Source organism: Paenibacillus sp. RC84 (assembly GCF_041260495.1).
Classification (GTDB): Bacteria; Bacillota; Bacilli; order Paenibacillales; family NBRC-103111; genus Paenibacillus_F.
Window position 1 is genome coordinate 104309 of the sequence record NZ_JBGBYL010000013.1, and the last position, 15855, is coordinate 120163.

Annotated in this window: 17 protein-coding genes; all 17 read left to right on the forward strand. The window is 45.6% G+C overall.

Annotated elements, in window-relative coordinates:
* Nucleotides 1–47: 47 nt before the first annotated feature.
* The 17 genes from ABH899_RS26105 to ABH899_RS26185 all read left to right on the forward strand — a co-directional run bounded on the left by ABH899_RS26105 (nt 48) and on the right by ABH899_RS26185 (nt 15834).
* On the forward strand, nt 48–440 hold the full coding sequence (locus ABH899_RS26105; protein WP_370001654.1) for a glycosyltransferase family 2 protein: 393 nt from the start codon (nt 48–50) through the stop codon (nt 438–440).
* A 1155-nt stretch (nt 441–1595) separates the two neighbouring features.
* Entirely contained in the window at nt 1596–2765 is a 1170-nt protein-coding gene (locus ABH899_RS26110) for a helicase-related protein (protein ID WP_370001655.1), read from the forward strand.
* Between the two features lie 330 nt (nt 2766–3095).
* Nucleotides 3096–3602: a ComF family protein gene (locus ABH899_RS26115; RefSeq protein ID WP_370001656.1), complete on the forward strand. Its 507-nt coding sequence runs from the start codon at nt 3096–3098 to the stop codon at nt 3600–3602.
* Nucleotides 3603–3732: 130 nt separating this feature from the next.
* Complete coding sequence (locus tag ABH899_RS26120; RefSeq protein ID WP_009676992.1) at nt 3733–4149, forward strand: flagellar protein; 417 nt, start codon at nt 3733–3735, stop codon at nt 4147–4149.
* 144 nt (nt 4150–4293) lie between these two features.
* A complete protein-coding gene (flgM, locus tag ABH899_RS26125; RefSeq protein WP_009677024.1) occupies nt 4294–4557 on the forward strand; it encodes a flagellar biosynthesis anti-sigma factor FlgM in 264 nt (87 codons plus the stop codon).
* 25 nt (nt 4558–4582) lie between these two features.
* Nucleotides 4583–5083 carry a flagellar protein FlgN gene (locus ABH899_RS26130; protein WP_326050658.1) on the forward strand — a complete coding sequence of 167 codons (501 nt, stop codon included), beginning with the start codon at nt 4583–4585 and terminating at the stop codon, nt 5081–5083.
* A gap of 51 nt (nt 5084–5134) precedes the next feature.
* Complete coding sequence (gene flgK / locus ABH899_RS26135; RefSeq protein WP_009677022.1) at nt 5135–6700, forward strand: flagellar hook-associated protein FlgK; 1566 nt, start codon at nt 5135–5137, stop codon at nt 6698–6700.
* 13 nt (nt 6701–6713) lie between these two features.
* Nucleotides 6714–7625, forward strand: a complete 912-nt coding sequence (flgL, locus tag ABH899_RS26140; protein ID WP_370001658.1) for a flagellar hook-associated protein FlgL — start codon at nt 6714–6716, stop codon at nt 7623–7625.
* A 12-nt stretch (nt 7626–7637) separates the two neighbouring features.
* On the forward strand, nt 7638–8210 hold the full coding sequence (locus ABH899_RS26145; RefSeq protein ID WP_370001659.1) for a DUF6470 family protein: 573 nt from the start codon (nt 7638–7640) through the stop codon (nt 8208–8210).
* Between the two features lie 62 nt (nt 8211–8272).
* Nucleotides 8273–8704, forward strand: a complete 432-nt coding sequence (fliW, locus tag ABH899_RS26150) for a flagellar assembly protein FliW (protein WP_370001661.1) — start codon at nt 8273–8275, stop codon at nt 8702–8704.
* On the forward strand, nt 8705–8956 hold the full coding sequence (gene csrA, locus ABH899_RS26155; protein WP_370001663.1) for a carbon storage regulator CsrA: 252 nt from the start codon (nt 8705–8707) through the stop codon (nt 8954–8956).
* 166 nt (nt 8957–9122) lie between these two features.
* Nucleotides 9123–9944 (forward strand): flagellin N-terminal helical domain-containing protein, encoded by an 822-nt coding sequence (locus tag ABH899_RS26160; protein WP_370001664.1) that lies wholly within the window; start codon nt 9123–9125, stop codon nt 9942–9944.
* Between the two features lie 79 nt (nt 9945–10023).
* Nucleotides 10024–10359: a flagellar protein FlaG gene (locus ABH899_RS26165; RefSeq protein ID WP_370001665.1), complete on the forward strand. Its 336-nt coding sequence runs from the start codon at nt 10024–10026 to the stop codon at nt 10357–10359.
* A 22-nt stretch (nt 10360–10381) separates the two neighbouring features.
* A complete protein-coding gene (gene fliD, locus ABH899_RS26170; protein WP_370001667.1) occupies nt 10382–11869 on the forward strand; it encodes a flagellar filament capping protein FliD in 1488 nt (495 codons plus the stop codon).
* Between the two features lie 61 nt (nt 11870–11930).
* Nucleotides 11931–12314, forward strand: coding sequence for a flagellar export chaperone FliS (gene fliS / locus ABH899_RS26175; RefSeq protein ID WP_370001668.1), 384 nt, complete (start codon nt 11931–11933; stop codon nt 12312–12314).
* Nucleotides 12315–12319: 5 nt separating this feature from the next.
* Nucleotides 12320–12640: a hypothetical protein gene (locus ABH899_RS26180; protein ID WP_370001669.1), complete on the forward strand. Its 321-nt coding sequence runs from the start codon at nt 12320–12322 to the stop codon at nt 12638–12640.
* Between the two features lie 14 nt (nt 12641–12654).
* Nucleotides 12655–15834, forward strand: a complete 3180-nt coding sequence (locus tag ABH899_RS26185) for an IPT/TIG domain-containing protein (protein ID WP_370001671.1) — start codon at nt 12655–12657, stop codon at nt 15832–15834.
* The last annotated feature ends 21 nt before the right edge of the window (nt 15835–15855 follow it).

A 15855-nucleotide genomic window follows, 5' to 3' on the forward strand; every position in this document is an offset into this window, starting at 1 on the left:
CCAACCCTCCCGCCAAGGCATATAGTATGCTAAGGGAGGGAGCCGTCATGTGGACCGGATTGATGTTATTTGTAGGGAGCTACATCTTCTGTGTATGTATGCTCCATGCATTAAAACGCCCCAATGAAGAGGTACGTTCGTACCACCTGCTTTTAGTGACCAAGGATAACCAACTGCACATCGAGTGGTATATCCGTTCTTTGTTTTTTCTGGCGAGGTTCAGCGGAAAATCGCTGACCGTCTCTGTAATTGACGAGGGGTCAACGGACGATACGCTGCGGATTGCCGAGAAGCTTTCACGTTCCTACGAGCTTAAGATCAGAACGGTTTTGCCCGAATCTTCCTGGGAAGAATGGGCTTCATTATCCGAGCGCGATAACCTGGTGGTTATGCATGTGAGCGACCAGAAACAGCTGGTTAAACTTCCGTTGTTTGAGTAAGCACCTAGGATTCTTCATTGGCTCTGTGCCGTCTGTGGTTTACGTAATCGTTTACAACCGAATAAGCGTTGAAGTAGGTGAGGCATGAAAGTTCAAGTTTACGCTGCTGCCGACGATAATGGTTGGCAATGGCACATTTCCCTTGCAATGGCCGTCGACTTCACGTACTGGTTCGAGCGGCTCGGACGTTCCGTCCGGATTGTGCTGCTGGAGCCTCCTGTCTCAGTTGGACAAGCTCTGGCTCTGATTGATGTGCTGAGCTCTCCCTCATGCAAGAAGCGATTCCCCCATGTTTTTCCCGAAATTCATCCGTCTGTTTATACACCCTCCTCGTCAAGAGAAGACCCTGATTGGCTGAAAACCGAATTTTTAATCCCCCACTCTTATTCTACAGGTAAAAGAAGTACCTCCAAAACCCATTCTGATCTTTTCAAGCCCCCTTATGTAATTCACCCTAGACTTTCTTCACCAGAGTCTTTAAATGATTACTTACAAGCAGCAACCCTAACGGAATCAACCCCAGATTTAAACCATTCTCCGCCGCCTGACGGTAGAAAAAAAACGCTCCTCTCAGAAAAATTAATGCGTACGTCCCCGCCGGTTCCTTCAGAAATCGTTCAATCCCTCACTTCCCGTTCGATAGATTATGACAGCTGGCTTACTTGCGGCCCATCTGAGTTTCCTGACAATTCCACCACATATGATCGAATTATAGAAGCACTAAACGGCAGAAGTCTTTTGAGTGAAGAAGTCATCCGGTTGCTGGAGGCTTCTGGGATGGCAGAGCTGTTGGAAAATGGAGTTTGGAAAGCTTACATCCAATTGGCTTATTTAAACGGGGATATCACCTTGACCAATGGATTACAGAACAACCAGATGAGAAAGATTCCGGCCTTTTGGCGGCGGCAGACCACCTATAGCTGCAGAAGATGCGGAAGCGGCAAACTTCATTTTACTCCCTGTTATCATTGCGGAACGGATTGCGCCTACTGTGAAGAATGTCTGACTATGGGGCGAGTGCGTTCCTGTACTTTGCTCATTGAAGGAGTTAAGGGAAACGACAAGGGCGAGGAGGATGTTTACCGGTGGTCTGGAGAGGAAAAAGAAAACCCAAGGGGGAACCGTTGTCCTAAAAATAGTACAAGGGAATCTGTATTGGATCCTACTTTGGAGGTTTATTTAACCCCTTGGGGTCTGAGTCCGGCTCAAACAGCAGCTTCGAAGGAGGCGCTTGCGTTTTTAAGCAGCACATCGCCCGGCAGCAAAGATGCGGCAGGAAAAGTGGCGCTGGCGCGAAACGGCGGAGACCCGGATGAGGGAGAGAAAGGCGGCAAAACAGCCCCCAGCTTCTTGATCTGGGCGGTCACGGGAGCGGGAAAGACCGAAATGATCTTCCCGCTCCTCCAATACGAACTTGCGCACGGCCGCAAGATCGCGATTGCCACTCCGCGCCGGGACGTCGTACTCGAGCTGCAGCCGCGCCTGATGCGCGCGTTTGAGGGCCGCAGCATCGTGACGCTGTACGGCGGCGGCAGCCAGACGTGGGAAAGCGGCGATATCACGATCGCAACCACGCATCAGCTTATGCGCTTCGCGCATGCTTTTGATGCCGTGATTATCGACGAGATCGACGCTTTCCCGTACCTGAACAGCGCGGCGCTGGAATTCGCCGCGCGCAAAGCTCTCGCGCCGGGAGGACGCTACGTGCTCCTCTCGGCGACGCCCCCGCGGGCACTGCAGCGCGAGGCGGCGTCCGGACGCCTGCCTCACGTCACCGTGCCCGTGCGCTTTCACCGGCACCCGCTGCCCGTGCCCAAGCGGGTGCCGGTGCCTCCGCTGCGGCGTATCCTACGCAGCGGTGCCCTGCCCCAGACGCTGCGTGCGCGTCTGGAAGGCTCGCTCGAACGCGGCGCGCAGCTGTTCGTGTTCGTGCCGGAGATCAAGCTGGTGGACCCGCTTGTCGGGCTGCTTCAAGGCCTCTGGCCGGACAAGGTTATCGCCGGCACATCGTCCAAAGACCACGAAAGGTCGGTGAAGGTAACCGACTTCCGCGGGAAGGTTACGGACATCCTGGTCACCACAACGATTTTGGAGCGTGGCGTGACCGTGCCTAAAACGGACGTATTCATCCTCGACGCGGATTCCAGTTTGTTCAACGAAGCGGCTTTGGTTCAAATGGCAGGCCGTGCGGGAAGATCGAAGGATGACCCCCGAGGACTTGTTTTTTTTGCAGGATTGGAAAATACCGTCTCGCAAACAGGGGCAATCCGGCAAATCAAAAAAATGAACCGGACAGCACGGAAAAGAGGCTATTTATTGAATTAAGTCAGTGAAAGGAAGGATAAACGAATGATCGGTCTATCCAACCCCAAGCCGCCTGCGGCATGGTGGAGCAAGGTGAAACGATGGTTTCAGTTTCCTGAAGCCGAGATAAACGCACGTGATCGAGAAACGGCTAATTGTGTTTGCTGCGGCGGGCGCAGGAGCTCCGCCCAAGAGAGCCTCGGGCTTTGCATGACCTGTTTTACCGCCATTCCTTGGATAATGGCTGTGCGTTGTCCGGTTTGCGGCCGTCCGGATGATTGTCCGGACTGTATCCGACGAACGACGTGTTTTTTCCGGTACAGCCGAAGTGCAGTCCGCTATGACTCCCTGATGAAAGAATGGCTGGCCTCCTACAAATACAGGGGCAATGAGCGCCTGCTTCCTCTTTTCTCCGGGATGATGGTACATGCCTATCATCAATTGATCAAAGAACTGCCGGCAGCGGGGCACGAAAGTTCCGGCTTTCACTGCATCAGTTACGTACCCATGAATGTCAGCCGCCTGGCGGAAAGAGGCTTCAATCAGGCCGAGGCCATGGCCGTAGATCTGGGAAGACGGCTCTCGCTGCCTGTGATGCCCCTGCTTGAGCGGACAAGGCATACGGCTAAGCAGAGCTTTAAGTCAAGGGGGGAGCGGCTCAACGATCTGCAGGGAGCTTTCAAGCTTCTTGAGGAAGCCGCAGGATCGATTGCGCGGCTGCAGGCGGGTCAAGGATGGCCGATTCGCGTCCTCCTGCTTGACGATGTCTACACAACAGGGAGTACTCTAAACCAATGCGCCCAGACTATAACGCAATCTTTACCGGTAGAGGTTTACGGGCTGATGTGGGCGCGTTAATTCTGCCAAGGTGCATGATATGGAGAGAAATAAACATATTTCCAACTCTTTCAGAAGGCCCCTTCTCAACGCAAGTCCAATACGTTACACTAGTCGTATACTATACTTGAAGTTTGATAAGGTGATCATAATGAGCATGAACGTTCAAAACTGTCCGCGCTGCGGAAAGCTTTTTGTGAAAGGATTTGCCGAAACTTGCCCGGCCTGCGTAAAAGACATTGAGGCTCAGTATGTTGCATGTGCGGACTACCTGCGGCAGAATCGTAAATGCGATCTTCAGGAGCTGCATGAAGAGACGGAAGTCCCTATGCGCCAGATTATCCGTTTTATCCGCGAAGGCCGTATTTCGATAGCGGATTCACCGAATCTGACCTATCCCTGCGAAGTTTGCGGAAACCCTATTCGTGAACATACCATGTGCGACTCCTGTCGCCAGCGCCTTGTACGGGATGTGAATCAGATGATGGATGAGGGCAAAAACAGCGCAAACGCGGAAAAAGACGCTCATCATTTTCGCATTACGGACCGCTTAAAAGACCGGCACTAATCAGAAAAGCTGTATTTAACTAAAAAGATCATATCCTTCTGCCGATAATAGTAATAACCATTATCGGTTTTTTTGTAGAATCGAGCCGTAAAGCGGCCTTGGAAAGTAGAGGATCCTCCATCAGATAACAAGAGGTGAATAACTATGAAAATTAATGATAGCCATCGTATCGGAAATGTAAATCCGTATGCCAAGCATAAAGAACAGTTTCAGACGGCTGCCGCTGATAAACGTAACCGTCCCAAAGACGAGGTTCAAATTTCCACGGAAGCCAAAGAGCTGCTTGGAGCCGCAGGGGATGAGAATAGAATGCGCAGAGTAGAAGAATTGAAACAGCAGGTTAAATCGGGAACCTATCATGTGGAAGCGGGCAAGATCGCCGAGAAACTCCTTCCGTACCTCAAATAAGACCGGCAGAAACGGGTGAAAAGCTGTGTCCGTATCCGAAATCGTCAACGTTTTGAATCGCATTATTGAATGCCACCAGGAACTTCGGGAGCTTGGGACAAGGAAGAGAGAAGCGATTCTTCAGAACTCCATAGAAGAGCTGTCGGCTATTGTCCAGAAAGAATCCAAGGCCGTTAAAGAAATCCAGGAGCTGGATCAGCGCCGTGTAGTCAAGATCAATGAATACATGGTAACACGCTGCTATAAAACGAACCCTTTTATAACCGTCGGAGAATTGGTTAAGCTGGTTTTCAAAGCGGAAGAAAAACAGCAGCTGATGGATTGTCAGGAGCGGCTTTTAAAAGAAATCAGACAGCTTAAAGAACTCAATGCTTTAAATCAGCAATTGGTGGAACAGTCACTCGGATTCATCGACCTTTCACTCGACCTCTTAACGGCAACACCCGAGCAGGACGCGATCTATGCGAACCCGACCCAGCAGGGACAGGCCAAACGCAAGAACGCTTACTTCGATACACGGGCTTAGCCCGGCACATATTCCGGCCGCTTAAGGCCCTACAGCAAAGGAAGTGAATTTATGCGTTCTACATTTCATGGACTGGAGCTCGGCAAACGCGGTGTTATCGCACAGCAAGTCGCGCTGAATACAACGGGCCATAACATTACCAACGCCAACACTCCGGGATACTCCCGCCAGGTGGCTCAGATGGTTGCCGCCCGTCCGCTCGAATATCCTTCTGTGACCAATTCCACCTCTCCCGGCCAGCTGGGCATGGGGGTTGAAGTCAATGCGATCCAGCGTATACGGGACATTTATTTTGACGTGGAATACCGGAATCAGAACTCATTAATGAACGAATCGAAAGTTATTTCGGAAACGCTCGGCAACATTGAGGGCGTCGTTAACGAACCGTCGAACAACGGTCTGGCTAAGAATATCACGGAATTCTGGAAAGCCTGGCAGACGCTTAGCAAAAACCCGAGCACGGAAGACCTGGCCGCCCGTTCCGCAGTCGTTCAGCAGGCGATGGCGATGGCCGATTCTTTTAACAGCATGGCTAATCAGTTTGCGACGATGGGTAACAACATCACGGAAAGAATCAACGTCAAAGTGTCTGAAGCGAACAGCTATGTGACCGAAATCTCCGACCTGACGAAGCAAATTAAACACATTGAGTCCGGTGGGGATAATGCCAACGATCTCCGGGATAAACGTGACTACCTTGTCGATCAACTGTCCAAGCTCGGTAACGTGAAAGTAACGGAGACTTCGCAGACTTACCAGATCACGTTCGGAACGAAACAGGTTATCGACGATCTCAACTCAGATTCTATTGTGCAGGCCGATGTCGCGGGCGTCACATCCGGTGAGATCTTCGGCTATGTACAGTCCCGGGATACGTTCATTGCCGAATACACCAAACAAATCGATCTCATGGCCAATACGCTGGCTACCGGCAAAATCGAGGTCACCCTTCCGGCGGGAAGCATTTTGCCTAAAGGGATGACGCCTCCGGCAGGAGCGAAAATGGATCCGGCCAATCCGCGCAAACTGGCTGCCGACGCGAAGGTAACCGTCGATGGCTTGAATGGGCTTCATAGGCTCGGATACACCCTCGAAGATCCAGCTACCAACGGGAAGGACTTCTTCGTCACTTCCGACGGATCGGGGAAATTTACGGCAGAGAACATTCGGGTTAACCCGGACATTGCCAAAGATTTGAAGAAGATCGCGGCTTCGCTGCGTATCGAAACCGTCAGCAAACCGCCTGCGGCACCTACCGACAAAGTGGTGCAAAGCAACGGCGATCTGGCGCTTCTTATCGGCGGCCTGGCGGAGAAGACGTTTGATTTCGGCGGTACAGCCTTGACAGCATCTTCGACCTACGGCGGTTACTATGAAGCGGTAATGAGCCAATTGGGTGTTCAGACCGATCATGCCAAGAAAATGCTCGAAAACGGCGAGCTGCTTACCGACCATGCAGACAGCTTGCGTCAATCGATCAGCGGTGTGTCGCCCGATGAGGAAACGGCCAACCTGATTAAATTCCAGCACGCCTACAACGCTTCGGCTCGTGTTATCACCGTTGTAGATGAAATGCTCGACAAATTGATTAACGGGACCGGCGTTGTCGGCAGATAGGAGGGGTAGCTAAATGCGGATCACACAGAACATGATGAGTTCGTCGATGATGAAAAATCTCCAAACGAACTATAATAGGTTGGATAAATATCAAGAGCAGCTGTTAACGCAGCAGCGGATTAACCGTCCTTCCGACGATCCCGTAGGAATATCCAGCTCGCTTCGTTATAGAGGCGAAATCGATATGACGGATCAATTTGCCGAAAATGCCAAGGATGCGGACTCTTGGATGAATTTTTCGGATACTGTGATGAACGAGGCTGTGCAGCTTCTACAAACTGTATCCGAAAAGGCTATACAGGGATCCACAGAATCCATTAACCCCGAGGCACGTAAGATTCTTGGTCAGGAAGTTGACGAGTTATATAAACAACTGGTGGCTATTGGAAATTCGCAATTCAAAGGGAAGTATATCTTTAACGGCCAGATGACGGATCAGAAACCGTTTTCCGATGACCCAGCAAATACGGCTTATACCCTTGATGAAGGAGTTATGCGCTATCAGATAGGTGCGGGCATTTATGTAGATGTGAACTCTCTTGGCAAAGATGTTTTTGGTACTTTTCAGGATCCGGCTGATCCAACTAAGGCAACTAATGTTTTTAAAGTGTTGGATAACTTAAAAGTTGCTTTGAACGGTGACAATACAGCGGATATTGAAAAAAGTATCAAAGAAATTCAATCTAGCATGGATCGTGTACTCTATGCCCAAGCAGATGTAGGTGCTCGTCAAAATCGTCTTAAGTTTACAACCGATCGGCTGGAAGATCTTACGATAAACTACACAGATCTTCAATCCAAAATTGAAGATGTTAACGTACCTAAAACTATTACCGATTTGAAAACAGCAGAGAGCGTTTTTCAAGCTTCCCTTGATACAATGGGCCGGATTATCCGTCCAAGCTTGCTGGACTTCCTGAGATAGGAGGGGCGGCTTATGCAGCTTCCACGTATTCAAATTAGCCAGCAGTATGGAAAAATCGGACTCTCCAGAACTCAAGGGCAGTTGTCGATTGAGCAGCCAAAAGCCGAACTGAACCTTCATCGGGAAAATGCAAAAGTCAGCTTGAATATGGAGAAATCTGCTCTTGAGATTGATTCAACCAAGGCTTGGTCCGCTTTGGGTTCTTCAAAGCTGATTGAAATGAGAGATCGTATCGCACAAAGCTCATTCGACATTTCCATGCAGAACATTGCAGAGATCGCCCAAAATGGTGATCGTATGATGGACATAACGAATCACTCTAATGCATTCGCGGATATTGCACGGGAAAACGCATCTAAGGATAGGCCGATACAGATAACGGGCGAACCATCTTTTGATAATGTCGATATTCAATATACCCCTGGCGCAGTACATCCAGAGGTTCAGGAAGGGGTTCTTGCATTTAATCCCAAACAAAACCAACCCCAGATTCGCTTTGAACCTGGGAAACTGGATGTCTATGTTATTCAGAAGAATGCCATTTCCTTTGCCGTAGTGGGTGGAAATATAGATGCATCAATTTAAAACATGTGAGACAATAGCTATATTTCTATAGCTATTCTTTCTTTTTATAGGGAGGAAATTCGATGATTATACAATCTACACGATTTGGTGAAATTGAAATTTCAAAGGATCAACTGATCAATTTTGAAACGGGAATATTCGGTTTTGAACAGTATACTCAGTATGCTTTACTTGAGTTAGATGGGAAAGAGTCTGTGTTTCTTGTGCTTCAATCCCTAGATGATGAAGATCTTGCCTTTATTGTAGCAGAGCCCTTTTTATTTGAACCTGCCTATGAATTTGATTTACCAAAGCTGATTAAAGAGCAGCTTGGTATAAAAGAGGAACGAGATACACAAGTATTTGGCATAGTAACCGTTCGAGATAAAAGTATTATTACTATGAATTTAAAAGCCCCTATTGTTGTAAACAGAAGTTTGAAGAAAGCGGCGCAAATTGTTTTAGAAAATTCTACTTTTCCTATTAGGCATTCCTTGATTAAGGAGGCGGATTGAATGCTTATCCTTTCTCGTCTCAAAGGCGAAAAAATTATGATTGGTCAAGACATTGTCCTGACGATATTAGATGTGGCCGGAGACCAAGTCAGGATCGGTATCGAGGCCCCAAAAGAAGTTACAATCTATCGCGAAGAAATTTACCAAGCTATTCAAGCCGAAAACCAGGCTGCTATCAGTTTGAATTCCGATAAAACTTCTCTTCTTCATGCCTTACGAGGCATTTCCAATAAATCCGGAAATTCAGAATAAATTTTTTTGAAATTCATCTAAATAGCTATAAAGTATATATCAGTTTGCTCCGATATATATATCATGGGAGCAAGCGGGCTTTGGCGGCCGACTGAACTCGCTTAATCCACAAATCAGGTGAACGCAAGGATGCGATCACTGCCTACATTCAAGGAGGAATATAATCATGCGTATTAACCACAACATTAGCTCTTACAACACTCAACGTCAACTAGGTGCCAACAATGCTTCCCAAAGCAAATCTTTGGAAAAACTCTCTTCGGGTTACAGAATCAACCGCGCAGCTGATGATGCAGCCGGTCTGGCAATTTCCGAAAAAATGCGTAACCAAGTTCGTGGTCTGGAGCAAGCTTCGAAAAATGCATTGGACGGTATCTCTCTGATTCAAACTGCTGAAGGTGCTCTTAACGAGACTCACGCTATGCTGCAGCGTATGGGCGAACTGTACACTCAAGCAGCAAACGAAGTATTGACAACTGAAGATAGCGCTAAAATTGATGCTGAAGTTAAAGAGTTGACTGCTCAAATTGACTCTATTGCGAAGCAAACAAGCTTTAACACTAAGAACCTGTTGGGAGATACTGCTCCAACTGATCTTACGTTCCAAGTTGGCGCTAACAAAGATGAAGTTATTAAATTGACGCTGACAAAAGCTACTGCCCAAGAACTCGGTGTTGATGGTCTAGCTGCTTTGGATGGAACAAATGCAAAAGCAACTGCTAACCTGGAAAAAGTTCAAAAGGCGATTGATAAAGTATCGACTAACCGTTCTAGCCTGGGTGCAGTTCAAAACCGTCTGGAGCACACTATCAACAACCTTGGAACTACATCCGAGAACTTGCAAGCGGCTGAGTCCCGTATCCGTGATACCGACATGGCTAAAGAAATGTCCGAATTCACCAAGAATGGTATTCTGCAGCAAGCTGCTACAGCTATGCTGGCACAAGCTAACCAACAGCCGCAAGGCGTTCTTCAACTGCTTCGTTAATTTGATTCCATTTGGAATTGGTCCGGCCGGATTACCCGGCCGGTCTTTTTAATATAATTTTCGAAAGGGAGTTCACAGAATGAGGCTTGAGGTTGCAACAGGCTTTGTTCCGCAAACCTCGGATACACAAACATATGGGCAGCCAGCGGTTTCTGGGACGGAAAAATCAGAGATTAAAGTATTGGCAGTTAGTGAAGAAGAGCTTTCGAAATTAGTAGATCAGGCTAATAAGACTCTTGTAGGTGCCAATACACATCTGGAATTTACTATTCATTCAAGCAATCACAGGATAATTGTAAAAGTAATGAATACGGATACGGATGAAGTGATACGGGAAATTCCACCCGAGAAGTTCATAGATATGATCGATCAATTGCTTAAACAGGCCGGTATTCTGATGGACGAAAAAAGATAGAACAATTTGGAGGTGAATGCAATTGGTTTCCTCAATAAAATTCAGCGGGATGGCTTCCGGAATAGATACGGATAAGGTCATAAGCGATTTGATGAAAGTGGAGCGGATGCCGCTCAATAAACTGAAGCAGCAGAAGCAAATCATCGCTTGGAAACGTGACGATTACCGAGAGGTCAATACCACTTTAAGTTCCATTCGCTCATTGGTTGATAAACTCAGATTCTCTTCAAATTATAACAAACAAGCGGCGACAAGCAGCAATCCGGCTGTCGTAACAGCAGCAACAACTTCTTCGGCTGTCAGCGGCAGCTATACAGTAGAAGTTAAATCACTCGCTTCCTCAGCTCTCTTAACGGGTAATACTGTGGACCTCGATACCAAAAGCAAGGTAGGGGTTTCTGGTGACTTTGTGGTGGAAGGCCCGGAAGGAAAAAACGTTAAGATCACTGTTACGCCAGATACCACTTATGATTCAATAATGAAGCAAGTCAACGGTTCCGGTATAGGTGTTAATATGAGCTATGACAAAATCAATAAGCGTTTTATGCTCAGTACAACATCAACCGGTAAAGCAGCTTCCGTTAATGTTCAGGACGGAACCAATAGTCTGGCGTCCAACGTTTTGAAGCTAGATACGACTACTACCGTTACAGGAACAGATGCTACCGTTGTTATAAACGGGTCGACGATGGAATTGAAAAATAATTCTATGGAATTTAACGGTTTGAAGTTTAATTTGAATGGAGTTTCGACCTCAGCAGTGACCGTAAAAGTGTCCCAAGATACAGAAAATGTAGTAGGCCAAATTAAGGAATTCGTCACTCAGTATAACCAGCTCGTCGAAAAAATTAATACTAAAACAAAAGCGATTCCCTCAAAAACTTATACTCCATTAACAGATGAACAGAAGGAAGCTATGACAGAAACCCAAATAAATTTGTGGGAGTCTAAAGCTAAAGTGGGGATGCTTTACAAGGATGATATTCTGCAAGGAACGCTGGATGCCACTCGTAGTTCTCTTGTAGGAACTATTAAAGGATTGCCGGATGATTTTAATTCCTTGTCTGACATTGGCATTACGTTTAAAGGGTATCAAAAAGGGCAACCTAGTGAGTTAGGCAAATTAAATCTTGATGAGAAAAAGCTGCAGGAGGCTGTCGATACCAATCCGGACGCTGTAATGAAGATTTTTACTCAAACAAGTACGTTGGACCCTAAAGATAAGGATTATAAATCCCAAACCGGTTTTGCCGAAAGAATTTATAGCGATTTAACCAATCAAATCAATAAAATTGTTAAACGTATTGGAACGTCCACCATTTCGGATGCGGTAGATGGAAGTCAGCTAGGTAAATCCCTCAGGGATATTAATGACAAGATGGATACGCTCGAAGATAGAATCAAGTCCGTACAAGAAAGATACTATAAACAATTTACTGCTATGGAAAAGGCTATCCAGAAACTGAACAGTCAAGGTTCATGGTTATCTCAACAGTTAGGACAGCTGTAAGAATTGAATTGGCCTATTCTTGCTGGAAGAACAACAAAAAGGTTTTAAGGAGAGAAGTTAAATGATTGCACCAAATTATAAAGAACAATACTTGAAAACAAAAGTTGAGACAGCGAGTCCTGGCGACCTTACCCTCCTTTTATACGAAGAGTTGTATCGAAAGCTGAATATGGCCAAAATGTTTTTTAACCAAAACGATCATGAAGCCATGCTTGATAAAATTCATGGAGCTAGATCGATTTTTTATGAGTTGATTGTAACACTTAATTTCGATTATGAAATTTCTAATCAGCTAAAAGAGTTGTATGAATACTATTTAAGAAGAATCAATGAATTTACAGTGCGAAAGCAAGAAGAAATCCTTATTGAAGTAATCGATTTTGCTAGGGACTATGCTGAAACTTGGAAAAAAGCTTTACATATTGTAAAGAGCAGTAGGGGCTAAGAGGTATGGAACGGATACGGATCATGCTGCAGATAAAGGCAATATACGAGAAACTCTTGGATAAATCTGATCTAAATGGATATCACGCTGTGGAACAAGAGCTGGACAACTACTTTAAAGCATTGGACTCTTTAGGAGATCAATCTTATACCGATGCCGAAAAGGAGCTCCTTGAACAACTTTTCGAGTTAAATAAGCAGCTTATGCTATCCATGTCCAGAAAAAAAGATCAAATGGACCGTGCCAACCAAATTTCCCCTAAAGTCTCAAGTAAATACGATTCTTATGGTTGCAATGAAGCATATTTCATTGATCAAAAATTTTGATTCGGGGGCTATATATGAACATTATTAAGCGTTCAATAACATTCTTACTTATTACAATAATGGTAATAAGCTTGTTACCCATGAATGCATCTAAAGTTCTGGCAGCTACGAGTTACGTGTCAGCTTCCAAAACAGTAAATCCCTCCAGCATTCTTGTAGGAGAAGAAACTGAAATTACATTAAATATTCAGGGAACACCACCAGTAAACGTGGTAAAACCAAACGATGTTATTCTGATTATCGATAGATCAGGAAGCATGGGTACAGAGAAGATGAATAGTGCTAAAAATGCCGCCAAGGGATTCATAGATTTGATGGATTTTACAAAACATCAAGTCGGAATCGTAGATTTTAGCACGAATGTAGGTTCCTTTAATCTTACAACCGATAAGCAGAGCGCAAAAAGTTACGTGGATACTTTAATTGCGAATGGTTCAACCAATACAGGTAGTGCTATTCAAAAAGCAACAGAATTGCTTGCAAACCATCGGAGCGATGCTCAGCCAGTTATCGTTTTGTTAACAGATGGTGAGGCAACTGGTGCGGGTGACGGTCTTAATGCCTTTGATTATACACTTAAGAAAGCTCAAGAGGCCAAAGATGCCGGGATTGTCTTTTACACCATTGCGCTTTTAAACGCTACTGACAATCCTGACTCAAGCTCCCCTAACATTTTGATGAAAAATATGGCGACTACGGCACACCATCACCACTTTATTTTGGGTTCCGTAGGGCTAAGTGAGATTTATGCGGCAATAGTACAGGAAATCGGTCTAGCCAGCGCCTATGATGTGATCGTAAAAGATGTCGTAGCGGATGGATTCGAAATTGTTCCGGGTTCTTATAATAATAATATTCCTAAACCTGTAGTCAGCGGTAACACACTTACATGGAATTTCCTTGAGCTGAAGAAAGATGTTCTCTCTTTTACGTATAAAGTGAGACATACGGGATTGGTTGCCGGAACGTTCCCTGTAAGTAAAGGATCCGTAATTACTTATAAGGATTATACGGGAGCGAGCAGAACCTATGATATACCTGTCTCAAATGTTGTGGTAAAATACCCTGCTCCGGTTATTACGTCTGTTACGCCCAATAAAGGACACATTCTTGGTGGGGAGACAATTGTGATCGAAGGGGCTAATTTCCTGCCTAACGTTAAGGTTAGAATAGGAGGGTCTTACTCGACATCAGTTAATCTTATCAGTGACAAAAAAATTGAATTTATCGTTCCGTCAGGTATTCAGGGAGAAAATGTCCTCTCCGTTATAAATCCGGATGGTCAATCTGCTTCTGATAAGTTTTTCTATTACGCAAATCCTGAGGTTTCAAAATTGGAACCTAGTTCGGGGCCTCTCTCTGGAGGCACTAAATTATTGATAACAGGGAAGTATTTCATGAATGGTGTTAAAGTCAAAGTCGGTGAGAATTATTCTCCTACCGTGACATATAACACCACCCAATATATTACCGCTATTACTCCACAGGGTGCCCAGCCTGGACTAGTGGATGTTACACTTGAGAATCCAGATGGTACTTTTTTGGTGGTTAAAGGTGCTTTCACTTACAATGAACCTCCTAAACTTGAACTAAAATCTCTATCACCTAGCCAAGGTTATACTAGCGGTAATGAAACAGTTGTGCTAACTGGTCAGTTGTTTGAAGCTACAAGTAAGGTGTTTTTTGGTGACACACCTGCTGCAAGCGTTACTTTTGTTAACCAAGGCACTTTATCTGTGAAGACACCGGTTTCGCTTCAAGAAGCAACGGTTGACGTCAAAGTGTTGAATGCAGATGGTACTTCGGCTACATTACCTCAAGCATACAAATACATTTTGCCTCCACCTCCTAACGCTCCAACCATTACTTCCGTTTCTCCTAACAGTGGGCCTATGGAAGGCGGAACGATCGTATATGTTGAAGGTAAAGACTTTGTAACAGGCGCGAAGGTAACAATAAAAAATGACACAGACAGTAAAGAAGCAGAAACGACTTTCGTCAGCGGTACTCGTTTGAAAGTTAAAATGCCGGCTTGGTCAAAAGCCGAGATTGTAAACTTTAATGTAATAAATCCCGATCTTCAAACGAATACATTGCTGCAGGCCTTCACTTATTTGGCTCCTCCGGCAGCTCCAGCACCTACCGTAACGAGCTCATCGCCAAACCATGGGCCACTTGAAGGAACAACTATTATTTATGTGGATGGTTCTAATTTCAAAAGCGGGGCTAAAATGTTCTTTGTTACAGGTGGCCAGGAAATAGATCTTAATGCCACCTATGTAAGTACCACCCGTATGAAGGCTACAACACCGGCATATACGACAGCAGGACCACTTACTATTAAAGTGGTTAATCCGGACAACCAATCCGGTGAGTTAGTCAATGCTTTCATTTATGATGCGCCACCAGTTTATCCGGATCCTGTGGTAACAAGCATAAGTCCAAACAGCGGTAATAAATTAGGCGGTTATACAGTTGAGATAGCTGGCACCGACTTTCGGCCAAACGCTACTGTCAAATTCGGCAGTACGGTGGTTCCACTGAGCGGATTTGTTAGTCCTACTCTTGTAAGAGTGAAGGCTCCTGCCGCTGCTGTAGCAGGTAGTGTGGACGTTACATTGACTAACCCGGATGGTAAATCTTCCACCGTAATAAACGGATTTACTTATGAATTAGATAAACCATCCATAAGAGTGCTTACACCTGGTAACGGTCCTATGGCAGGCGGTACTATTGTGTATTTGGATGGAAGTTTTTTTGAATCTGGATTAACGCTAAAATTCAATAATGCCGTGATTCCATATGATTATATCAGCTCATCCAGAGTCAAATTTAAAACGCCATCGGCTTCAGTGCCTGGTGCAGTAAATGTAGAAATCATTAATCCAAGTGGTCTTTCAGCCAGTTCTACATTTACTTACGATGCTCCTCCTGCAATACCGGCTCCTAAGATAACTAGTGTATCACCTGGTTACGGTCCTGTTAGCGGAGGAACAATTATTTATATCGATGGTTCCAGTCTCCAGCAGGGTTCGAAAATTATATTTAATGGTGTGCAGTATGACGCTACTTTTGTAACAACAACACGGGTGAAATTTAAAACACCAGCTATGGCTGCGGCGGGAGTAGTGACATTTAAAATTATCAATCCCGACGGTCAGGAAAGCGGTTATTTGAATTTTGAATACAGATAAGCTCGGAGCGGGGCCTTTTAT